The 21,779-nt window shown below is 34.5% G+C and carries 20 protein-coding genes and 2 tRNA genes; 16 read left to right on the top strand and 6 right to left on the bottom strand.

Annotated features, from left to right (window positions below; genetic code table 11):
* Positions 1–70 precede the first annotated feature (70 nt).
* The 10 genes from FGF67_RS11615 (at position 71) to FGF67_RS11570 (ending at position 11,998) form a co-directional block, all read left to right on the top strand.
* A tRNA-Trp gene (locus FGF67_RS11615) sits at positions 71–143 on the top strand.
* A gap of 67 nt (positions 144–210) precedes the next feature.
* Positions 211–405: a preprotein translocase subunit SecE gene (secE, locus tag FGF67_RS11610; RefSeq protein WP_139697921.1), complete on the top strand. Its 195-nt coding sequence runs from the start codon at positions 211–213 to the stop codon at positions 403–405.
* 25 nt (positions 406–430) lie between these two features.
* Positions 431–985, top strand: a complete 555-nt coding sequence (nusG, locus tag FGF67_RS11605) for a transcription termination/antitermination protein NusG (RefSeq protein ID WP_139697920.1) — start codon at positions 431–433, stop codon at positions 983–985.
* 76 nt (positions 986–1,061) lie between these two features.
* Positions 1,062–1,499, top strand: a complete 438-nt coding sequence (rplK, locus tag FGF67_RS11600) for a 50S ribosomal protein L11 (RefSeq protein ID WP_139697919.1) — start codon at positions 1,062–1,064, stop codon at positions 1,497–1,499.
* Positions 1,500–1,518: 19 nt separating this feature from the next.
* Complete coding sequence (gene rplA, locus FGF67_RS11595; protein ID WP_139697918.1) at positions 1,519–2,208, top strand: 50S ribosomal protein L1; 690 nt, start codon at positions 1,519–1,521, stop codon at positions 2,206–2,208.
* Between the two features lie 20 nt (positions 2,209–2,228).
* Entirely contained in the window at positions 2,229–2,750 is a 522-nt protein-coding gene (gene rplJ / locus FGF67_RS11590) for a 50S ribosomal protein L10 (protein WP_139697917.1), read from the top strand.
* Between the two features lie 68 nt (positions 2,751–2,818).
* On the top strand, positions 2,819–3,196 hold the full coding sequence (gene rplL, locus FGF67_RS11585; protein ID WP_139697916.1) for a 50S ribosomal protein L7/L12: 378 nt from the start codon (positions 2,819–2,821) through the stop codon (positions 3,194–3,196).
* Between the two features lie 195 nt (positions 3,197–3,391).
* Entirely contained in the window at positions 3,392–7,204 is a 3,813-nt protein-coding gene (rpoB, locus tag FGF67_RS11580) for a DNA-directed RNA polymerase subunit beta (protein ID WP_139697915.1), read from the top strand.
* 31 nt (positions 7,205–7,235) lie between these two features.
* A complete protein-coding gene (gene rpoC / locus FGF67_RS11575) occupies positions 7,236–11,537 on the top strand; it encodes a DNA-directed RNA polymerase subunit beta' (protein ID WP_139697914.1) in 4,302 nt (1,433 codons plus the stop codon).
* 143 nt (positions 11,538–11,680) lie between these two features.
* Positions 11,681–11,998, top strand: coding sequence for a DUF3467 domain-containing protein (locus FGF67_RS11570; protein ID WP_139697966.1), 318 nt, complete (start codon positions 11,681–11,683; stop codon positions 11,996–11,998).
* A gap of 144 nt (positions 11,999–12,142) precedes the next feature.
* Here the strand turns inward: FGF67_RS11570 and FGF67_RS11565 are convergent, their stop codons facing one another.
* Together FGF67_RS11565 and FGF67_RS11560 are read right to left on the bottom strand one after the other, a co-directional pair.
* Complete coding sequence (locus FGF67_RS11565; protein ID WP_139697913.1) at positions 12,143–12,373, bottom strand: (4Fe-4S)-binding protein; 231 nt, start codon at positions 12,371–12,373, stop codon at positions 12,143–12,145.
* Positions 12,374–12,474: 101 nt separating this feature from the next.
* On the bottom strand, positions 12,475–14,064 hold the full coding sequence (locus tag FGF67_RS11560) for a peptide chain release factor 3 (RefSeq protein WP_139697912.1): 1,590 nt from the start codon (positions 14,062–14,064) through the stop codon (positions 12,475–12,477).
* Positions 14,065–14,192: 128 nt separating this feature from the next.
* Here FGF67_RS11560 and idi point away from each other — a divergent pair, with 128 nt between their 5' ends.
* From idi to FGF67_RS11535, 5 genes are all read left to right on the top strand, one after another.
* Positions 14,193–14,717 carry an isopentenyl-diphosphate Delta-isomerase gene (gene idi, locus FGF67_RS11555; RefSeq protein WP_139697911.1) on the top strand — a complete coding sequence of 175 codons (525 nt, stop codon included), beginning with the start codon at positions 14,193–14,195 and terminating at the stop codon, positions 14,715–14,717.
* On the top strand, positions 14,714–15,124 hold the full coding sequence (locus FGF67_RS11550) for a 6-pyruvoyl trahydropterin synthase family protein (RefSeq protein WP_139697910.1): 411 nt from the start codon (positions 14,714–14,716) through the stop codon (positions 15,122–15,124). The genes idi and FGF67_RS11550 overlap by 4 nt, the downstream gene beginning before the upstream one ends.
* Positions 15,111–16,097, top strand: a complete 987-nt coding sequence (locus FGF67_RS11545; protein ID WP_139697909.1) for a type I phosphomannose isomerase catalytic subunit — start codon at positions 15,111–15,113, stop codon at positions 16,095–16,097. The genes FGF67_RS11550 and FGF67_RS11545 overlap by 14 nt, the downstream gene beginning before the upstream one ends.
* Before the next feature lie 27 nt (positions 16,098–16,124).
* Entirely contained in the window at positions 16,125–16,394 is a 270-nt protein-coding gene (locus FGF67_RS11540) for a hypothetical protein (protein ID WP_139697907.1), read from the top strand.
* A 61-nt stretch (positions 16,395–16,455) separates the two neighbouring features.
* Positions 16,456–16,529 (top strand) — tRNA-Thr (locus FGF67_RS11535).
* Positions 16,530–16,640: 111 nt separating this feature from the next.
* On the opposite strand, the gene FGF67_RS11530 is transcribed toward FGF67_RS11535, so the two are convergent.
* The 3 genes from FGF67_RS11530 to FGF67_RS11520 form a co-directional block, all read right to left on the bottom strand.
* Positions 16,641–17,336: a DUF4369 domain-containing protein gene (locus tag FGF67_RS11530; protein WP_139697905.1), complete on the bottom strand. Its 696-nt coding sequence runs from the start codon at positions 17,334–17,336 to the stop codon at positions 16,641–16,643.
* Positions 17,337–17,386: 50 nt separating this feature from the next.
* The gene (locus FGF67_RS11525; RefSeq protein ID WP_139697903.1) at positions 17,387–18,691 is read right to left on the bottom strand and encodes a DUF819 family protein; all 1,305 of its coding nucleotides are present in this window, start codon (positions 18,689–18,691) and stop codon (positions 17,387–17,389) included.
* A gap of 506 nt (positions 18,692–19,197) precedes the next feature.
* Positions 19,198–19,791, bottom strand: coding sequence for an alpha-ketoglutarate-dependent dioxygenase AlkB family protein (locus FGF67_RS11520; RefSeq protein ID WP_139697901.1), 594 nt, complete (start codon positions 19,789–19,791; stop codon positions 19,198–19,200).
* A gap of 78 nt (positions 19,792–19,869) precedes the next feature.
* Here FGF67_RS11520 and FGF67_RS11515 point away from each other — a divergent pair, with 78 nt between their 5' ends.
* Positions 19,870–20,496: a M15 family metallopeptidase gene (locus FGF67_RS11515; RefSeq protein WP_233244065.1), complete on the top strand. Its 627-nt coding sequence runs from the start codon at positions 19,870–19,872 to the stop codon at positions 20,494–20,496.
* Between the two features lie 35 nt (positions 20,497–20,531).
* Here FGF67_RS11515 and FGF67_RS11510 read toward each other — a convergent pair whose 3' ends face one another.
* Positions 20,532–21,773, bottom strand: coding sequence for a DEAD/DEAH box helicase (locus FGF67_RS11510; protein WP_139697897.1), 1,242 nt, complete (start codon positions 21,771–21,773; stop codon positions 20,532–20,534).
* Positions 21,774–21,779: the final 6 nt, after the last annotated feature.

The raw sequence follows: 21,779 nt of genomic DNA, 5'->3' as shown, positions 1-21,779 counted from the left end.
ATAGTTTAATAAGAATATAAATGAGCAAAGGTATTCCGGAAATTTAAAAGGAATACCTTCGCTTATGTTTACGGGTTTAGCTCAGTTGGTAGAGCACTGGTCTCCAAAACCAGGTGTCGTGAGTTCGAGTCTCGCAACCCGTGCAAAAAAACAGATAGTTAAATAGGTTGAAAAACATTTTAACGTGTCTAAAAAAAAGAAAATAACAAAATGGCAGGATTTGTAAATTACATAAAAGATTCATTTGGAGAGTTAAAAAATAATGTGACTTGGCCTACTTGGGCTGAAGGACAGAGTTTAACTGTATTGGTTGCAGTATTTTCAATTGTTTTTTCTCTTGCTATTTGGGGTATCGATACAGTATTCAGTAAAGTTATTACTACTTACTTTCAATGGATTAGTTAACATTTAACGTTAAAAAGAAAAATTTATGTCTGAAGGAAGTGATAAAAAGTGGTATGTTGTTCGTGCGGTAAGTGGACAGGAAAACAAAATCAAAACCTATATTGAGAATGAAATAGCTCGTTTAGGGATGCAAGATTATGTTGATCAGGTTTTGGTACCAACAGAGCGTGTGATTCAAATTCGTAACGGAAAAAAAATTCATAAAGAAAAGGTGTTTTTTCCTGGGTATATTATGATTCAGGCGAATTTAACTGGAGAAGTGCCTCATATTATTCGTTCAGTAACTAATGTTATTGGTTTTTTAGGTGAAACTAAAGGTGGTGATCCTGTGCCGTTAAGACAATCTGAAGTAAACAGAATGTTAGGTAAGGTTGATGAATTGGCTGTAGAGAAAACGGCTAATGTTGCAATTCCTTATACAAAAGGAGAAACCGTAAAAGTTATTGATGGGCCGTTCAACGGATTTGATGGTACTATTGAGAAAATAAATGAAGAAAAGCGTAAGCTTGAAGTAATGGTGAAAATCTTTGGAAGAAAAACACCATTAGAGTTAAGTTATATGCAGGTTGAAAAAGTATAATAATTGTTACACTATATAAATTGATACCGTCTTTCGCTTCCAAAACATAAGAAGGTTTCAAATTAAATTATTAAAAATGGCAAAAGAATTAGGTAAAGTAGTTAAGTTACAAGTTCGGGGAGGTGCTGCGAATCCGTCGCCACCGGTTGGACCCGCTTTAGGTGCTGCTGGAGTTAATATCATGGAGTTCTGTAAGCAATTTAATGCGAGAACACAAGATAAGGCTGGTAAAGTATTACCAGTAGTTATTTCTGTTTACAAAGACAAGTCATTTGACTTTGTAATCAAAACGCCTCCAGCTGCAGTACAATTATTAGAAGCGGCCAAGGTGAAAAAAGGTTCAGGAGAACCTAACCGAAAAAAAGTAGCTAAAGTAACGTGGGATCAGATTAAAACTATCGCAGAAGACAAAATGCAAGATTTAAATGCATTTGAAATTGGTTCTGCTATGAAAATGGTTGCTGGTACTGCAAGATCGATGGGAATAACTGTAACAGGAAAATTTCCTTCTTAATCTATTAAAGCATTAGAAAATGGCAAGATTAACAAGAAAGCAAAAAGAAGCTTTAGCGAAAATTGAAAAAGGAAGGGTGTATTCATTAAATGAAGCATCTGAACTAGTAAAAGAAATTACCAATACAAAGTTTGACGCATCAGTTGATATAGCAGTACGTTTGGGTGTAGATCCTCGTAAAGCAAATCAAATGGTAAGAGGTGTAGTATCACTTCCTCACGGTACTGGTAAAGATATGAAAGTATTAGCATTAGTAACACCTGATAAAGAAGCAGAAGCTAAAGAAGCAGGAGCTGATTATGTAGGTTTAGATGAGTATCTTGACAAAATCAAGAGCGGATGGACTGATATAGATGTTATTATAACTATGCCTAGTGTTATGGGTAAATTAGGTCCTTTAGGACGTGTATTAGGTCCTCGTGGTTTAATGCCAAACCCTAAAACAGGTACAGTAACCATGGATATTGCTAAGGCAGTAGCAGAAGTAAAAGCTGGGAAAATTGACTTTAAAGTTGATAAAACAGGTATTGTACATGCTGCTATTGGTAAAGCATCATTTAGTGCTGATAAAATTGCGGGTAACGCAAATGAATTAATACAAACATTAATTAAATTAAAACCAACAACTGCAAAAGGGGTTTATGTGAAAAGTATTCACATGTCTTCTACCATGAGTCCTAGTATTGCAATTGATCCTAAGGTTAGTTAATCTAAGTTAAAACTTTTATCATGACAAGAGAAGAAAAATCACAAGTAATTGAGGAGTTGACTGCAGAATTAGCTAATAACACAAATATCTATTTAGCTGATATTTCTGGGTTAAATGCAGGGGCTACCTCAGATTTACGTCGTGCTGCTTTTAAGGCAAACGTAAAAATGGCTGTTGTTAAAAATACATTACTTGCAAAAGCAATGGAAGCTTCAGATAAAGAATTTGGAGAACTTCCTGCAGTTTTAAAAGGAAATACATCGGTGATGTATTCTGAAACAGGTAATGCACCAGCAAAATTAATTAAGAATTTCCGTAAGAAATCTGAAAAACCTTTATTAAAAGGAGCATTTATTGAGGAAGCTGTTTACATTGGTGACGAACAATTAGACGCATTAGTTGATATCAAGTCTAAAGAAGAGTTACTAGGAGAAATTATTGGATTACTTCAATCTCCTGCTAAGAATGTGGTATCAGCGCTTAAATCAGGTGGAAACACAATTGCTGGACTTATTAAAACACTATCTGAAAAAGAAGGATAGTCTTAAAGAAGTACGCACTTTATTACAATTATATTATTATTAAAAAACACGATTAAAACGATAGAAAAATGGCAGATTTAAAAGATTTCGCAGAACAATTAGTTAACCTTACTGTAAAAGAAGTAAATGAGTTAGCAACTATATTAAAAGATGAGTATGGTATCGAGCCTGCTGCTGCTGCTGCAGTTGCTGTTGCTGGTCCTGCTGCTGGTGGTGATGATGCTGGTGAAGCTCAAACTGAATTTGATGTTATCTTAAAAGCAGCTGGAGCATCTAAATTAGCTGTAGTAAAATTAGTTAAAGAATTAACTGGTTTAGGATTAAAAGAAGCTAAAGGTTTAGTTGATGATGCACCTAGCGCTATCAAAGAAGCAGTTTCTAAAGACGAAGCTGAAGCATTAAAAACTCAGTTAGAAGAGGCTGGAGCAGAGGTTGAGCTTAAGTAAGCTTAATTACTCAACAATACAAAGGTTTAGATCTGTCCTACAGAACGTGGGATAAGATCTAGACCATTTTGCGTATATAACATATACCTGAAAAAATTGCATAAAACAGCCATTAATTATGCTATGAAATTGGCTGTTTAACCGGTGTTTAAAAGCACTGACATTATTATTTTTTAATCAAAATTCCGTCCATTGATGTTATCAACACAAGCTGAAAGATTAAATTTCTCTTCTATTGTAAATAGAACGGAATATCCAGATTTCTTGGATATTCAGATTAAGTCCTTCCAGGATTTTTTCCAATTAGAAACAAAATCTGAAGAAAGAGGTGATGAAGGGTTATATAACACCTTCATGGAAAACTTTCCAATTACAGATTCTCGTAATCAATTCGTATTAGAATTTTTAGATTACTTTGTAGATCCACCAAGATACGCCATTGAAGAGTGTATTGAAAGAGGATTAACTTACAGCGTTCCGCTAAAAGCTAGATTAAAGTTATATTGTACAGATCCTGAACATGAAGATTTTGAAACCATTGTTCAAGATGTTTACTTAGGAACCATTCCTTACATGACACCTAGTGGTACATTCGTAATTAATGGTGCAGAACGTGTAGTGGTGTCACAGTTACACCGTTCACCAGGGGTTTTCTTTGGTCAATCTTTCCATGCTAATGGAACAAAATTATATTCAGCAAGGGTTATTCCATTCAAAGGATCTTGGATTGAATTTGCTACAGATATCAACCAAGTGATGTATGCTTACATCGATAGAAAGAAAAAGTTACCTGTAACCACACTTTTCCGTGCTATCGGTTTTGAAAGAGATAAAGATATCTTAGAGATTTTCGACTTAGCCGAAGAGGTTAAAGTATCAAAGTCTGGATTAAAAAAATACACAGGTAGAAAATTAGCAGCACGTGTTCTTAATACATGGCATGAAGATTTCGTTGATGAAGATACTGGAGAGGTAGTTTCTATAGAACGTAATGAGATTGTATTAGACCGTGATACTATTTTAGATAAAGATAATATTGAGGAAATCCTTGACGCAGAAGTAAAGACTATTCTTTTACATAAAGAATCTAACGAGCAAGGGGATTATGCCATTATACATAATACACTTCAAAAAGACCCAACAAACTCTGAAAAAGAAGCTGTAGAACATATCTATAGACAATTACGTAATGCTGAGCCACCAGATGAGGAAACAGCACGTGGTATTATAGATAAATTATTCTTTAGTGACCAACGTTACTCTTTAGGAGAAGTTGGACGTTATAGAATGAATAAAAAATTAGGTCTTGACATTGGAATGGATAAGCAAGTGCTTACTAAAGAAGATATCATTACCATTATTAAATATTTAATCGAGCTTATCAACTCCAAAGCAGAGATTGATGATATCGATCACTTATCTAACCGTCGTGTACGTACTGTAGGTGAGCAGTTATCACAACAGTTTGGTGTTGGTTTAGCGCGTATGGCACGTACTATTCGTGAGCGTATGAACGTTCGTGATAATGAGGTATTTACTCCTATAGATTTGATTAACGCTAAAACGTTGTCGTCTGTAATTAACTCGTTCTTTGGTACAAACCAGTTGTCTCAGTTTATGGATCAAACTAATCCATTAGCAGAGATTACACATAAGCGTCGTTTATCGGCTTTAGGACCTGGAGGTTTATCTCGTGAGAGAGCAGGGTTCGAGGTTCGTGACGTTCACTATACGCACTACGGACGTTTATGTCCTATTGAAACACCAGAGGGACCAAACATTGGTTTGATCTCTTCTCTGTCGGTATTTGCAAAGGTTAATACTATGGGATTCATAGAAACACCTTATAGACCAGTAGAAGATGGTGTTGTAGATATTAAAAATGATCCTATTTACTTAAGTGCAGAAGAAGAAGAAGAAAAATTAATTGCTCAGGCAACTGTTGAAGTTGATGGAGATGGTAAAATTTTAAACGAGAAAGTTATTGCTCGTATGGAAGGGGATTTCCCTGTATTAGATCCAAAAGAGATTCATTATACAGACGTAGCACCAAACCAAATTTCTTCTATTTCAGCATCGTTAATTCCGTTCTTAGAGCATGATGATGCGAACCGTGCATTGATGGGATCAAACATGATGCGTCAGGCAGTACCATTATTAAGAGTAGATGCACCTATCGTAGGAACAGGTTTAGAGCGTCAAGTCGCTTCTGATTCTAGAGTTTTAATTAATGCTGAAGGTGCAGGAGAAGTACTTTATGTAGATGCTAATGAAATTAAGATACGTTACGAACGTACTGAAGATGAAGCTAAAGTAAGTTTTGATAGTGATGTTAAAACTTACCAATTAGTAAAATTCAGAAAAACCAATCAAGGGACTTCTATCAACTTAAAACCTATTGTTAAAAAAGGTGATACAGTAACTAAAGGTCAAGTGCTTTGTGAAGGTTATGCAACGCAACAAGGTGAGTTGGCTCTTGGTAGAAACATGAAAGTGGCTTTCATGCCTTGGAAAGGTTATAACTTTGAGGATGCGATTGTAATTTCTGAAAAAGTGGTTCGTGAAGATATCTTTACTTCTATCCACATTGATGAATATTCATTAGAAGTTAGAGACACAAAATTAGGAAACGAAGAGTTAACTAATGATATCCCTAACGTTTCAGAAGAGGCTACAAAAGACCTTGATGAAAACGGAATGATTCGTATTGGTGCCGAGGTTAAGCCTGGTGATATTTTAATTGGTAAAATTACGCCTAAAGGAGAATCAGATCCAACACCAGAAGAAAAGTTATTACGCGCTATTTTTGGTGATAAAGCTGGTGATGTTAAAGATGCCTCTTTAAAAGCATCTCCATCATTAAATGGGGTAGTAATTGATAAAAAATTATTCGCTAGAGCGGTTAAAGATAAACGTAAAAGAGCTCAGGATAAAGATGATATCTTAGCTCTAGAAGCACAATACGACAGAAAATTTGATGAACTTAAAGATGTTTTAGTTGAAAAATTATTTAACATCGTTAATGGTAAAACAGCACAAGGTATTTATAATGATTTAGGTGAAGAAGTACTACCAAAAGGTAAGAAATTTACACTTAAAATGTTAAATGCTGTTGATGATTATGCGCATTTAGTATCTGGAAAATGGACCACTGATGAGCATACAAATCAATTAGTTGCCGATTTAATTCATAACTACAAGATTAAGGAAAATGACTTACAAGGATCATTACGTCGTGAGAAGTTTACCATTTCTGTAGGAGATGAATTACCAGCAGGAATTATTAAACTAGCTAAAGTTTACATTGCTAAAAAACGTAAACTTAAAGTAGGTGATAAGATGGCTGGACGTCACGGTAACAAAGGTATTGTTGCACGTATCGTTCGTCAGGAAGATATGCCATTCTTGGAGGATGGAACACCAGTTGATATTGTATTGAATCCACTAGGGGTACCATCACGTATGAATATCGGTCAGATTTATGAAACTGTTCTAGGATGGGCAGGTCAAAATTTAGGTCGTAAATATGCCACTCCTATTTTTGATGGAGCAAATATAGACCAAATTAATGCCTTAACTGATGAAGCTGGAATTCCTAGATACGGTCATACTTACTTATATGACGGTGGAACTGGTGATCGTTTTGATCAACCCGCTACAGTAGGGGTTATCTATATGTTGAAATTAGGGCATATGGTTGATGATAAAATGCACGCACGTTCTATTGGACCTTACTCATTAATTACGCAACAACCGCTTGGAGGTAAAGCACAGTTTGGTGGTCAGCGTTTTGGTGAGATGGAAGTTTGGGCACTTGAAGCATACGGTGCATCAAGTACCTTACGTGAAATCTTAACTGTAAAATCTGATGATGTTATTGGTAGAGCTAAAACATACGAAAGTATTGTAAAAGGTGAGCCAATGCCAGATCCAGGATTACCAGAATCTTTCAATGTATTAATGCATGAATTGAAAGGTTTAGGGTTAGACATCAGATTAGAGGAGTAGTTAATTAAAAAAATCATTTCAACCATATATTATGGCAAGAAAACAAGATAAGAATACAGTAAAGAGATTTAATAAAATCTCCATTGGTTTAGCATCGCCAGAATCTATTTTAGCTGAGTCTAGAGGTGAGGTTTTGAAACCAGAAACTATTAATTATCGTACACACAAACCAGAACGCGATGGTTTGTTTTGTGAGCGTATTTTTGGTCCTGTAAAGGATTATGAGTGTGCTTGTGGTAAATATAAAAGAATCCGTTACAAGGGTATTGTTTGTGATCGTTGTGGGGTAGAAGTAACAGAAAAGAAAGTGCGTCGTGACCGTGTTGGGCACATCAACTTGGTAGTTCCTGTTGCACACATTTGGTATTTCCGTTCATTACCAAATAAAATTGGTTATTTATTAGGCTTACCATCTAAGAAATTAGATATGATTATTTACTACGAACGTTATGTAGTCATTCAGCCAGGTATTGCTAAAAATGAAGAAGGAGAGCCATTACAAAAAATGGATTTCTTAACAGAAGAAGAGTATTTAAATATTGCTGAAACTCTTCCTCAAGACAACCAATATTTAGACGATTCAGATCCTAACAAGTTTATTGCTAAAATGGGAGCTGAATGTTTAATCGATTTATTGGCTCGTATTGATTTAGAGTCATTATCATACGAGTTACGTCATAAAGCTAATACTGAAACGTCTAAACAACGTAAAACTGAAGCTTTAAAACGTTTACAAGTTGTTGAGTCTTTGCGTGAGTCTAACCAAAATAGAGAAAACAGACCAGAGTGGATGATTATGAAGGTTATTCCAATCATTCCGCCAGAATTACGTCCGTTAGTACCACTTGATGGTGGTCGTTTTGCCACTTCAGATTTGAATGATTTATATCGTCGTGTAATTATACGTAACAACCGTTTAAAGCGATTGGTAGAAATTAAAGCGCCTGAGGTGATTTTACGTAACGAAAAACGTATGTTACAAGAATCTGTAGATTCGTTGTTTGATAACACACGTAAATCTTCAGCAGTAAAAACAGATTCTAACAGACCATTAAAATCATTATCAGATTCACTTAAAGGTAAGCAAGGGCGTTTTCGTCAAAACTTACTTGGTAAGCGTGTTGATTACTCTGCACGTTCTGTAATTGTTGTTGGTCCTGAATTGAAATTATACGAGTGTGGATTGCCAAAAAATATGGCAGCAGAGCTTTACAAACCTTTCGTTATTAGAAAATTAATAGAAAGAGGAATTGTAAAAACTGTAAAATCTGCAAAGAAAATTATAGATAAAAGAGAGCCTGTGGTTTGGGATATTTTGGAAAACGTTCTTAAAGGACATCCAGTATTACTAAACCGTGCGCCTACGTTACACCGTTTGGGTATTCAAGCCTTCCAACCAAAATTAATTGAGGGGAAAGCGATTCAATTACACCCATTAGTGTGTACAGCATTTAACGCCGATTTTGATGGTGACCAAATGGCGGTACATTTACCATTAGGGCCAGAAGCTATTTTAGAGTGTCAGTTATTAATGTTGGCTTCTCATAATATCTTAAATCCAGCGAATGGTTCTCCTGTAACGGTACCTTCTCAAGATATGGTTCTTGGGTTGTATTATATGACTAAAGAACGTAAGTCTACACCAGAATTACCAATTAAAGGAGAAGGCTTAACATTCTATTCACCTGAAGAGGTGGAGATTGCTTTCAACGAAAAACGTGTTGATTTGAATGCGGGTATCAAAGTGAGAACTATTGATATTAATGAAGATGGAAAGCTCGATAGAATGATTGTTGAAACCACTGTAGGACGTGTGTTGTTCAACCAACATGTGCCTCAGGCTGCTGGTTTTATAAATAAGGTATTAACTAAAAAATCTTTAAGAGATATTATTGGTGACATCCTTAAAGTAACGTCTGTACCTGAAACAGCTGATTTCTTAGATGCCATTAGAACATTAGGATTTAAGTTTGCATTCCAAGGCGGATTATCATTCAGTTTAGGTGATATTATTATTCCACCAGAAAAGCAAAACATGATTGACGCTGCCAATAAACAAGTTGATGGTATTATGGGTAACTATAATATGGGGCTTATTACAAATAACGAGCGTTATAATCAGGTTATTGATATTTGGACATCTACTAATGCTGAATTGACCGAGTTGTCTATGAAGCGTATTCGTGAAGATCAGCAAGGATTTAACTCGGTATTTATGATGCTTGATTCTGGAGCGCGTGGATCGAAAGAGCAGATTCGTCAGCTTACAGGTATGCGTGGATTAATGGCGAAACCTAAAAAATCTAATGCAGGAGGAGGTGAGATTATTGAAAACCCAATTCTTTCAAACTTTAAAGAGGGGCTTTCTATTTTAGAATACTTTATCTCTACGCACGGTGCCCGTAAAGGTCTTGCAGATACGGCTCTTAAGACGGCCGATGCGGGGTATTTAACGCGTCGTCTTGTAGATGTTTCTCAGGATGTTATTATTAATTCTGAAGATTGTGGTACATTAAGAGGGGTAGAAGTTGAGCCATTGAAAAAGAATGATGAGATTGTTGAGACTTTAGAAGAAAGAATCGTTGGTCGTGTATCTTTAAATGATGTTTATAACCCATTAACTGATGAGTTATTAGTATCTTCAGGTCAATTGATTGAAGATGATATTGCTAAAGCTATTGAAGAATCTCCAATTGAAAGCCTTGAAGTACGTTCTGCTTTAACATGTGAAGCGTTACAAGGTATTTGTGCTAAATGTTACGGACGTAACTTGGCTACCGGAAAAATGGTGCAACGTGGTGAAGCCGTTGGTGTGGTTGCAGCACAATCTATTGGTGAGCCAGGTACACAGCTTACATTACGTACATTCCACGTGGGTGGTATTGCTGGTAACATTTCAGAAGATAATAAGTTAGCGGTTAAGTTTGATGGTATTGCAGAGATTGAAGATTTAAAAACAGTTAAAGGTCAGGATTCTGAAGGAAATGAAATAGATATTGTAATTTCTAGAACATCTGAACTTAAACTTGTAGATAAAAAGACTGGTATTGTATTGAGTAATAACAATATTCCTTATGGTTCAACTATTTTTATTGAGAATGGTCAAGAATTATCAAAAGGAGATGTTGTTTGTACATGGGATCCTTATAACGGTGTAATTATTTCAGAGTTTGCTGGTAAAGTAAAGTATGAAAACATTGAGCAAGGGGTTACTTACCAAGTTGAAATTGATGAGCAAACTGGTTTCCAAGAAAAAGTAATATCGGAGTCTAGAAACAAAAAACTTATTCCTACGCTGCATATTGAAGATGCTAGTGGAGAAACTATACGTTCTTACAACTTACCAGTTGGAGCGCACTTGATGATTGATGATGGTGATAAGATTAACGTTGGAAAAATCTTAGTGAAGATTCCTCGTAAGTCTGCAAAAGCAGGTGATATTACAGGTGGTCTTCCACGTGTAACGGAGTTGTTCGAGGCGCGTAATCCATCTAACCCAGCTGTAGTAAGTGCTATTGATGGTGTGGTATCTTTCGGAAAAATTAAGCGTGGTAACCGTGAGATTATTGTAGAGTCTAAATTAGGAGATGTTAAGAAATATTTGGTAAAACTATCTAATCAAATTCTTGTTCAGGAAAATGATTATGTAAAAGCAGGTATGCCTTTATCTGATGGCTCTGTAACGCCTAATGATATTTTAAATATTAAAGGACCTTCAGCTGTTCAGCAATACTTGGTAAATGAAGTACAAGAGGTATATCGTTTACAAGGGGTAAAAATCAACGATAAGCACTTTGAAGTTGTTGTTAGACAGATGATGCGTAAAGTTCGAATCATTGATTCTGGTGATACTATTTTCTTAGAAGACCAATTGGTGCATAAAGCCGATTTTATTAAAGAAAATGATGAAATTTTTGGTAAGAAAGTTGTTGAAGATGCTGGTGATTCTGTTAACCTAAAAGCAGGACAAATTGTTACGTTACGTCAGTTAAGAGATGAGAACTCTATTTTACGTAGAGAAGATAAGCAACTTGTTGAAGCTAGAGATGCGCAACCAGCTACTGCTACACCAATACTTCAAGGTATTACAAGAGCATCCCTTCAAACGAAGTCTTTTATTTCTGCGGCATCGTTCCAGGAAACAACAAAAGTTCTTAATGAGGCTGCTGTTGCTGGTAAAGTTGATGATTTAGAAGGCTTGAAGGAGAATGTAATTGTTGGTCATAGAATACCAGCAGGTACAGGTATGCGTAGTTACTCAGATATCATTGTAGGCTCTAAAGAAGAGTTCGATGAAATGATGCAGGTAAAGCAAGAATTAAATTATAATTAAATGAGGACTCAAGTCTCACGAGCTGAAGGTGAAGTGAGACTTGTTAGTCGAATTTATGCTGAGCAAAGTCGAAGCATCTTATAAAATAAAAAGTCTTCATGTATATTTTATACTTGAAGGCTTTTTTAATAGCAAACAATATTATGGCAGACGAAAAAGACCAACCAAAACAAGGACAAATTAATATAGAACTAGATGAAAAGGTAGCCGAAGGCACCTATTCAAATCTGGCAATTATAAATCATTCGGTTTCAGAATTTGTAGTAGATTTTGTAAATATTATGCCTGGGGTTCCTAAAAATAAAGTAAAATCTAGAATCATATTAACACCGCAACATGCTAAGCGCTTATTAAAAGCTTTAGGTGATAATGTGGCTAGATTTGAAAATGCTCATGGTGAAATTAAGGATTACGAGCAACCTCCAATTCCTTTGAATTTTGGGCCAACCGGTCAGGCTTAAAATTTTTTAGTAAAACTGATTTGTGATTATAAAGGTTGTTCATAATATTTTCAGAAGCAACCCCCAATTCCATTAAATTTTGGTCCCACAGGTTAAGCCTAGAATAAACGCCAATAAATGTCATCATTTATTGGCGTTTATTTTTTAAGCGACTTTCTTTTTGTTACGAAAACATTGTAAAGCACCCGAAGGGCATTTTTTGACTTGGCTCATAATTTTTTCATTAGTAGCCCCGTCAATGTCAACCCAAGGGATTACAGAATTTCTAAAAACCGATGAAAGCTCTTTAGCACAAATCCCTGATAAACAACATAAAACAGGGTTGTAGGTTACTGTAATTTCTTTGTTACGGAATTCTCTAGAATTAATTTCCATGGCTAATCATTTTTGGGGTTATGACTTAACTATTGTCTAAATATAATAAATTTTATCGATTAAATGCTTAAAAATACGATTAAATGCATTTTGTGTGATAATTATTCAAATTCTGACGTAAAATGTAGTTTCACATTTGGATATTTTTGTTGCGTCATTTGCAATGAAAAAGGAGAATCGGCTAAAAACACAAGCTGATTTCGTTTGTCTTTTGCTAAAAATCGTTGTTTTACACGTACAAACTCTTTGTATTCCTCAGAATTAGCATTATGAGGATCTACCCAACAGGCTTTATGAACATTTAGGTTTTCGTAGGTACATTTAGCGCCATATTCATGTTCTAATCTATATTGAATAACTTCATATTGTAGTGCACCAACAGTACCTATTACTTTTCGTCCATTTAGCTCTAAAGTAAATAACTGTGCTACACCTTCATCCATCAATTGATCTATACCCTTATTGAGTTGTTTAGATTTTAAAGGGTCTGCATTATTGATATATCTAAAATGTTCAGGTGAGAAACTTGGTATACCTTTATAGTTCAATACTTCTCCCTCGGTTAATGTATCACCTATTTTAAAGGTTCCTGTATCTTGTAAGCCAACAATATCACCAGGGTAGGAGATATCAACTATTTCCTTTTTTTCAGCAAAAAAAGCATTTGGACTTGAGAATTTTAATTTTTTATTGTGACGTACATGTAGATAGGGAGAGTTACGTTTAAATTCACCAGATACAATTTTAACAAAGGCTAATCTGTTTCTATGATTAGGATCCATATTAGCATGTATTTTAAAAACAAAGCCACTAAATTTATCTTCATCAGGTTTTACTAAACGTTCTTCACTTTGCTTTGCCCTTGGCTGGGGAGCAATCTCTATAAAACAATCTAATAATTCGCGTACTCCAAAATTATTTAACGCCGAACCAAAAAATACAGGTTGTAAATTACCTTCTAAATAGGCTGCTTTATCAAAACTTGGGTAAATACCCTCTACCAATTCAATTTCTTCTCGTAAGGTATTAGCAGAATCTTCTCCAACTAATTTATCTAGTTCAGAAGATGATAAATCTGATATTTCAACGGTTTCTTCTATATTTTTTCTGCTGTCTCCACTAAAAAGATTTACATTCTTTTCCCAAATATTATAAATCCCTTTAAAGTCATATCCCATGCCTATTGGAAAGCTCAAAGGGGTTACTTTAAGTCCTAGTTTTTGCTCTACTTCATCTAACAAATCAAAGGCATCTTTACCTTCTCTGTCTAATTTATTGATGAATACAATCATAGGAATATTTCGCATTCTACAAACTTCTACTAGTTTTTCAGTTTGTTCCTCAACACCCTTGGCAACATCTATAACCACAATAACACTGTCAACAGCGGTAAGTGTTCTAAAGGTATCTTCAGCAAAATCTTTATGTCCAGGTGTGTCTAAAATATTGATTTTTATAGCGTTGTATTCAAAAGCCAATACAGAAGTGGCTACAGAAATTCCGCGCTGACGTTCAATTTCCATAAAGTCACTAGTGGCCCCCTTTTTAATCTTATTACTTTTTACGGCACCCGCTTCTTGAATTGCGCCACCAAATAGTAGCAGTTTTTCTGTTAGGGTTGTTTTACCAGCATCAGGGTGTGATATAATTCCAAATGTACGTCTGCGTTGTATCTCTTTTAAAAAACTCATAAATCTTTGGGTAAATGGGTTGCAAAGATACTATTTCTTGTGCATTAGAAATATAAGTTATGACGTCATTTTAATTTTCTATTTAGAAAGTACCGATTTCTAAATTAACTTGGTATTTTTGTTAGTGTATGGAGGAAGAAAAAGTAATTTTAGTAAACGAGAACGATGAAAAAATTGGGTTAATGCCAAAAATGGAAGCCCATGAAAAAGCGTTACTACATCGTGCATTTTCAGTGTTTATTTTTAATGACAAGAATGAGCTGATGTTGCAACAGCGTTCCCTTGAAAAGTACCATTCTCCAGGGTTATGGACAAATACGTGTTGCAGCCATCAAAGGGACGGAGAGAGCAATATAGAAGCAGGTAAGCGAAGATTGCAGGAAGAAATGGGATTTGTTGTCGATCTGTCTGAAACTGTTTCATTCATTTACAAAGCGCCTTTTGATAATGGACTAACCGAACATGAATTAGACCATATATTGCTTGGTAATTTTAATGGCAAACCAAATATAAACCCAGAAGAAGTGGCCAATTGGAAATGGATGCCTTTGGAAGCTGTAAAAAGCGATATTAAAGTTCACCCCGAAAACTATACGGCTTGGTTTAAGGTGATTTTCGAAAAATTTTACGAATATATAAACGTGAACAGATGAAGGTAAAAGTTAGTAGAAAGGCACATTTTAATGCAGCGCATCGTTTATATAGAAAAGATTGGGACTTTGATAAAAACCAAAATGTGTTTGGTAAATGTAATAATCCCAATTTTCATGGTCATAATTATGAACTCATTGTTAGTATAACTGGTGAAATTGATAAGGAAACTGGTTATGTTATTGATATGAAAGTTTTAAAGGACATAATTAAACAGGAAGTTGAAGATGCTTTTGACCATAAAAACTTTAATCTTGAAGTACCAGAATTTAAAGACTTAAATCCAACGGCTGAAAACATTGCGGTGGTTATCTATAACAAGATTAAACCAAAAATTGAGCCAGAGCTAGATTTAGAAATAACACTATATGAAACCCCTAGAAATTTTGTAAGTTATGCAGGAAAATAAAGCAAATGTAGGATTATATCCTTTGAAGTTTTATCCCATTTTAAAAGACAAAATTTGGGGAGGAACCAAACTTAGGGATATTTTGAGTAAAGGCTCTGATGGCCTTAATGTTGGTGAAAGTTGGGAAATTAGTGATGTAGAAGGAGACACATCTATAGTGTCAAATGGGGCGTTAAAAGGACGATCTTTAAAGGAGTTATTAGTAAACTATGGAGCTGATTTACTTGGAATACAGAATCAAAAAGTTTTTAAAAACAAGTTTCCTCTTTTAATAAAGTTTATTGATGCTAAAGAAGATTTGTCCATTCAATTACATCCTAATGACCAATTAGCTGCCGAACGCCATAATTCATTTGGAAAAACCGAAATGTGGTATGTGATGCAAGCCGATGAGGACGCTAATTTAATAGTGGGCTTTAATCAAGAAATGACTAAAGAAAAATACTTAGAACATCTTAAGTACAAGACCTTACCAGATATACTAAATGTTGATACCGTCAAAGAAGGAGATACCTATTTTATTGAAGTGGGGCGCGTTCATGCCATAGGTGCAGGAGTTATGGTAGCAGAAATTCAGCAAACCAGTGATATAACCTATAGGGTTTATGATTGGGATCGGGTGGATGCTGATGGTAATGAAAGAGAATTGCATAATGATTTGGCTATCGATGCTTTTGATTTTGATATGCCCGATAATTTTAGAGTATCGTATTCTAAAGAGATGAACGTATCAAATGAAATGGTGACTTGTCCTTACTTTACAACCAATTATTTAAGTGTAAATACTAATCAGAAAAGAATGAATCAAAAAGATTCGTTCATAATATATATATGTGTTGATGGAGAGGTTAGTATTACGGCAAATGGGGTCACTGAGCAATTAGTAAAAGGAGAAACATTGCTATTACCAGCCGCTATTAAATCGTATGAAATTAATGCAAAAAAGGCCACCCTATTAGAAGTTTATGTGTAATTTTGTAGACAAATAAAATAAGAAATTATGGCAAATGTTAGAGAATTAAAAAAAGATATCAATTATGTTTTAGGAGACATCATTGAGGCGGTTTATGTTTGGGAATATGAAAATACAGATAAAGATACCAAAGAAAGTGAAGCTATTATTGATGAGGCTATAGAAACCTTTGATGCCTTAATAGCTAAGGTTAATGCTAAGAATATTGATAATCCTAAAGCTCATTTTAAAGCGATAAATAACGAACTTGAAAAAAAGGGAAGGGCTTTAATAGAAAAAGTTAATAATCTAGGGTAAATTTTTCATCGGGTTGTTTGGATATATAAAATTTGCGTTTATATTTGCACCCGTTAAAAAAGCCGATATAGCTCAGCTGGCTAGAGCAGCTGATTTGTAATCAGCAGGTCGTGGGTTCGAGTCCCTCTATCGGCTCAATAAAAAAAGCTTCATAGGTATGAGGCTTTTTTTGTATCCAAACCTTAAAAAAAATAGGCTATCAGTTTTGTTTGATAGCCTATTTTTTTATTTTGAATCTTTTATTACTTAGTTTTCTTTTTTAATCTCTATTATGAACTGGTTTAATTCTTTTCCATATTTAGATGCCTTAACTTCGGGCGTAAGTGATTTATTTATGGTGTTTAATAAATCTAATCTGGCATTGTAAATTTCAGATAAAGCCAAATAAGGGGCTACTTCACTATTTTTATGAGTAAGGGCGTAATTAACAGTGAATAGATATTTTCGTTTGAGTGCATTTTTTTCCTCTTTTTCAAGTTTTATAAGTTTTAAAGAATCCCCTGTTTTATAAGCTTCAAATTTTTCTTTTATAATTTCTAAGTTTCGGTTGTTTATTTTTGAAACCATGGTTTGATAGTCTTCCAGAACCTTTTGTTGAGCAGAACCTTTTATCTGGGCATCAAAAACAAAGTTTTTTAAAGAGGTATTTATTTCAGTAATACCTTTATCTGCAAAAAAGGTAATTCTATCTTCGTTCTTACTATTCTTGTCTAGATAGAGAAAAAACACTTCAGGTGATTCTAAATCGCTATTTAGTTCAACAAGAGACTGACCATTTACGGAAACAGAATCTACAGTGATTAGTGTGGTGTCTTCTATTTTTTTAAGGTAAAGAGTGCCCTTTTTTAAGCCATCTATGTTTGCTTTTACAACTAAATCTTTTTGATCTTTTGCACATGCCACGGCTAATAGCACCATAATAAGAATAAAAATATGTTTCATGGGTATATTATATTTTGGAGGGCAAATATCTTATAATTATTATATAAAAACTAACTCATGGCTGCAATTTTCATTAACTCGGCGCAAAGCATAGCACCATAGGTTCCCACCACATAACCAAATACTGCTAGCAACACACCTACAGTAGCTAATGAAGGGTGAAACGCAGCCGCAACCACTGGAGCAGAGGCCGCACCTCCAATATTAGCCTTGCTTCCTACTGCTAGGAAAAAATATGGGGCTCTGATTATTTTCGCTACTAGAAAGAGAAGACTAACATGAATAGCCATCCAAATGAGACCAACAACAATAAGACCTGGATTTTCGGAAATGGTTGTTAAATCCATTTTCATACCAATACTGGCTACTAAAATGTAAATAAAAATACTTCCTATTTTACTAGCTCCAGCCCCTTCATAAGACTTAAATTTTGTAAAAGACAGTACAATACCCATAACGGTAGCAATAGTAATCATCCAGAAAAATTGCGATCCAAATGATGACATGGCAGATGTTTTATCCCTTATGACGTCAAAATTATTTTTTAAAAAATCTGATACTACATTGGCACCAAAATGAGCAAGGCCAACAGCTGTAAAAGCAAGACCGAGTATAATCATATAATCAGATAAGGTTGGATTTCTTGAAATTTTGTCTGCATAAGTTGATACACGTTCTTTTAAAACTTCAATAGCGCTATTATCTGCTTTTAACCAGTTATCAATTTTATCAGATTTTCCAATACCAAGTAAAAGAATGGCCATCCATATATTAGCCACCACAATGTCTACAATAACCATACCTGCATAATTATCTGTATTGTATCCATATATTTCTAACATGGCAGCTTGGTTTGCGCCACCTCCAATCCAACTTCCAGCTAATGTGGCTAATCCACGCCAAACAGCGTCAGGACCAACGCCACCAACAGTTTCAGGAGACACTATTGAGGTGAGTAAAATAGCAATGGGACCTCCTATAATGACACCCACCGTTCCTGTTAAAAACATTATAAGCGCTTTAGGACCAAGGTTGAAGATGGCTTTTAAGTCTATACTTAAGGTCATGAGTACTAAGGCGGCAGGCAAAAGAAATCGACTTGCCATATAATATATTTGTGAATGGTGTTCAACCATTACACCTGTAGTATCAGTGGTAATCCACTTAGGAGCAATGATCCCAAAGGTAGTTAAAGCACCAGGTAGCATATAAGCCATTAATAATGCGGGTATATATTTATAGAATTTAATCCAAAATGGTTTTGAACTAGAAGATGTATAGAAAACAAATCCTAATGCTAACATGAGACATCCAAAAACAATGGTGTCTTCCGTGAAAATAGGTGGTGTATTCATTATATTTTTTTGTAGACTGAAATATATTAAAAATAATACGAATTATTATTGTTTTGGCATGAATGTTGCGTTTATAAATACAGTTACATTCGCAGTTAAGTTTATTGAGTGGTTACTTTAAACTTAAGAATTGTAATTCATATTTTTGGTTGGTTAGTTAGAGAAAAAACACCTTGTTTTCAAGGTGTTTTTTTATGTTTTAACCTTAATCCGTTGGTTGTTTTTAGTTCAGGAATCACATGATTATATGTTTTTTATCGGTGAAATACGTTGTTTTGACTTTAATTGTTAAAAAAAGATGTATTTCGTCGAATATATGTGTTTTTAAACGTTTTTATATCTTTTGTAGTTGTATATTTGAAGTGTACTAAATAACACACTTTTTAGTTCAATGGATTAATTAATTAATATTTGCATTATGTTGTTGAAATGGAGACCCCAAATCTAGCATCATAATATAAAAAGCAAATTGAAAGAAAGCCGAGTTTGAGGGAACTCGGTTTTTTTTATGCAATGTATCTAAAGGTTAAATTAATCCGTTTTCCTATTATCTTTCTTGTTTTAGGAATTTGATGAAGCCAGTTACTTTGGGTTTCTCCTTGCATTAGTAAAAGACTACCGTGCTCAAGAACAATTTTAGATTTTAAAAGATTATTCTTTTTATGTTTTAATTGAAAAACACGTGCTGTCCCCAATGAAATAGAAGCAATAATAGGATTTAATCCTAGTTCTTTTTCGTTGTCGGCATGCCAACCATTACTGTCAGAACCATTTCTGTAAAGATTTGCCAGGCAGCTTGTAAAGATAACATTAAACTGGCTTTCAATACGAGATTTTATTTTTAATAAATCTTTAGTAAACCTATGAGGTTGCATAGTGATGTTACTGTAACAATACGCTTTACCATTATTAGCAAAAAATGAGGTTAGTCTTGGTTGTTCATAGGTTTTGCCAAAGAACTTAATAACATCATGTTGCCATTTTATGTTTTTTAGCAGGGATAGAAAATAAGCATCGGCCTCCCTTTGGTTTAAAAACTTAGGGTAATAACTTACATTCGCATCTTTTAGGTTTAAATTTGTAGGAGACTTTAAAAGCATATACTTTTGTTTCTTAATTTACGGAAAATTCAAGTTTTAATGAAATACTCTTTTCTTACAATACTATGTTTTTTTTTAATGCAATTACATGCACAGTTACCTGAAGGTTTTGTATATGTTAAAGATGTTATTCCTGATTTAGATGTTGATTTAAGATATCATGGAAAAAATAATTTTGTTGGAACCTCAATTGATGGTTACGAAACAAATCGCTTGATTTTAACGGAGCACGCGGCCAAAGCTTTGTTTTTGGTTCAACAGTACTTGCAAGATAGAAATTTATGTTTGTTGGTTTATGATGGCTATAGACCACAGCGCGCTGTAAATCATTTTATTAGATGGGCAAAAAAATTGAATGATACTTTAACTAAGCCTTCTTTTTATCCAGATGTGGCCAAGGCGAATTTGTTTAAGTTTGAATATATTGCTAGTAGGTCTGGACACAGCAAGGGCAGTACGGTTGATTTAACTATAATTGATGGTAATACTGGAGAACTATTGGATATGGGGAGTACCTATGATTTTTTTGGAGAAGAGTCTTGGGGTAATTATAAAGGTATTACGACACAGCAAAAAGCAAATAGAGTATTATTACAACATGCCATGTTAAAGCATGGTTTTAGAAACTATCCGAAAGAATGGTGGCATTTTACGTTAATAGGCGAACCTTTTCCATATACCTTTTTTGATTTTCCTATAAAATAAATACTAGTCAATATTCTTTTAGATAGATTAAAGCGTTAGTACCAACGCTTCTTTTTCTTTTTTGAAGCTTGACTTTTTCGCCCTTTTTTATGTTGACTACCTGTTTTTTTGGATTTATGAATTATGGGTTTTTCCTTTGGATTTAAAGGGTAAGGATGTTCATCAATAACATCTAGGTGTAATTGAATAAGTTGTTGTATAGATTTAATATAGCTTTTTTCATCAGCAGAACAAAGGGATACAGCAAGTCCAGAATTTCCGGCTCTTGCGGTCCTACCTATTCTATGCACATAGGTTTCAGGAATATTAGGTAAATCGAAATTTATAACAGCATCTAAATTATTAATATCAATACCGCGTGCCGCAACATCTGTAGCAATTAAAATATTCGTGGCACCATCTTTAAAACGATTGAGAGCTTCTTGTCTTGCGGTTTGACTTTTATCTCCGTGAATACTGTCAACTTTATACCCGTTTTTTACTAACGTTTTTTCAAGTTTATCTACACCAAATTTAGTTCGTCTGAATATTATAATACGCCCATTTATGGTGTTTCTTAGCAGATGCAAACATAATTCTATTTTGTTGCGTTTAGGTACATAATAGAGAAATTGGTCTACATTTGAAGCGGTAGATGAATTTTGCGCTACTTCAATACGTTTAGGGTCGTGTAGTATGCTATTGGCCAACTGTTCTACTTTATAGGGAATGGTAGCAGAAAATAAGAGAATTTGTTTCTCACGTGTACATAAGCGTTCAATTTTTTTAACATCATCAAGAAAGCCCATATCTAGCATTAAATCGGCTTCGTCCAAAACCAAAATCTCCACATAGTCCAGATTAACTACATCTTGTTTATGCAAATCTAAAAGCCTTCCTGGTGTAGCAATTAAAATATCAATACCTTTATTTAATACGTCCTTTTGAGGATCAATAGAAACGCCTCCATAAATCACAGTAGTTCTTAAATTGGTATAGGTACTGTAGGTTTTAAAATTATCTTGAATTTGAAGTGCTAATTCTCTGGTAGGACTCACAATGAGTGCTTTGATAGTTTTTCCTTTTTTAGGAGCATCTTGCTTGTCAAGTAATAACTGTAAAATAGGGAGTGCAAAGGCGGCTGTTTTACCAGTTCCTGTTTGGGCAGAAACAATAACATCTCGTTTTTCTAAAACATAAGGGATGGTTTTTTCCTGAACCCGTGTAGGGGAATCATAACCTGTTTCTGCAACTGCTCTTAATAACGGTTTTCTTAATTGTAAGTCTTTAAATGACATTAATAT

Source organism: Allotamlana fucoidanivorans (genome assembly GCF_006265225.1).
Taxonomy (GTDB): Bacteria; Bacteroidota; Bacteroidia; order Flavobacteriales; family Flavobacteriaceae; genus Allotamlana; species Allotamlana fucoidanivorans.
Note: the sequence above shows the minus strand (reverse complement) of the source record. Positions and strands in the feature narration are given on the sequence as shown.

Bases quoted from the DNA above. Each gene is read 5' to 3' on its own strand.
- secE (WP_139697921.1), top strand. From the start codon at position 211: ATGGCAGGATTTGTAAATTACATAAAAGATTCATTTGGAGAGTTAAAA.
- FGF67_RS11570 (WP_139697966.1), top strand. From the start codon at position 11,681: ATGGCAGACGAAAAAGACCAACCAAAACAAGGACAAATTAATATAGAA.
- rplA (WP_139697918.1), top strand. From the start codon at position 1,519: ATGGCAAGATTAACAAGAAAGCAAAAAGAAGCTTTAGCGAAAATTGAA.
- FGF67_RS11525 (WP_139697903.1), bottom strand. From the start codon at position 18,691: ATGAATACACCACCTATTTTCACGGAAGACACCATTGTTTTTGGATGT.
- rplJ (WP_139697917.1), top strand. From the start codon at position 2,229: ATGACAAGAGAAGAAAAATCACAAGTAATTGAGGAGTTGACTGCAGAA.
- FGF67_RS11530 (WP_139697905.1), bottom strand. From the start codon at position 17,336: ATGAAACATATTTTTATTCTTATTATGGTGCTATTAGCCGTGGCATGT.
- FGF67_RS11560 (WP_139697912.1), bottom strand. From the start codon at position 14,064: ATGAGTTTTTTAAAAGAGATACAACGCAGACGTACATTTGGAATTATA.
- FGF67_RS11550 (WP_139697910.1), top strand. From the start codon at position 14,714: ATGAAGGTAAAAGTTAGTAGAAAGGCACATTTTAATGCAGCGCATCGT.
- FGF67_RS11515 (WP_233244065.1), top strand. From the start codon at position 19,870: ATGCAATTACATGCACAGTTACCTGAAGGTTTTGTATATGTTAAAGAT.
- rpoB (WP_139697915.1), top strand. From the start codon at position 3,392: ATGTTATCAACACAAGCTGAAAGATTAAATTTCTCTTCTATTGTAAAT.
- rplL (WP_139697916.1), top strand. From the start codon at position 2,819: ATGGCAGATTTAAAAGATTTCGCAGAACAATTAGTTAACCTTACTGTA.
- FGF67_RS11540 (WP_139697907.1), top strand. From the start codon at position 16,125: ATGGCAAATGTTAGAGAATTAAAAAAAGATATCAATTATGTTTTAGGA.
- FGF67_RS11565 (WP_139697913.1), bottom strand. From the start codon at position 12,373: ATGGAAATTAATTCTAGAGAATTCCGTAACAAAGAAATTACAGTAACC.
- idi (WP_139697911.1), top strand. From the start codon at position 14,193: ATGGAGGAAGAAAAAGTAATTTTAGTAAACGAGAACGATGAAAAAATT.
- rpoC (WP_139697914.1), top strand. From the start codon at position 7,236: ATGGCAAGAAAACAAGATAAGAATACAGTAAAGAGATTTAATAAAATC.
- FGF67_RS11545 (WP_139697909.1), top strand. From the start codon at position 15,111: ATGCAGGAAAATAAAGCAAATGTAGGATTATATCCTTTGAAGTTTTAT.
- FGF67_RS11510 (WP_139697897.1), bottom strand. From the start codon at position 21,773: ATGTCATTTAAAGACTTACAATTAAGAAAACCGTTATTAAGAGCAGTT.
- rplK (WP_139697919.1), top strand. From the start codon at position 1,062: ATGGCAAAAGAATTAGGTAAAGTAGTTAAGTTACAAGTTCGGGGAGGT.
- nusG (WP_139697920.1), top strand. From the start codon at position 431: ATGTCTGAAGGAAGTGATAAAAAGTGGTATGTTGTTCGTGCGGTAAGT.
- FGF67_RS11520 (WP_139697901.1), bottom strand. From the start codon at position 19,791: ATGCTTTTAAAGTCTCCTACAAATTTAAACCTAAAAGATGCGAATGTA.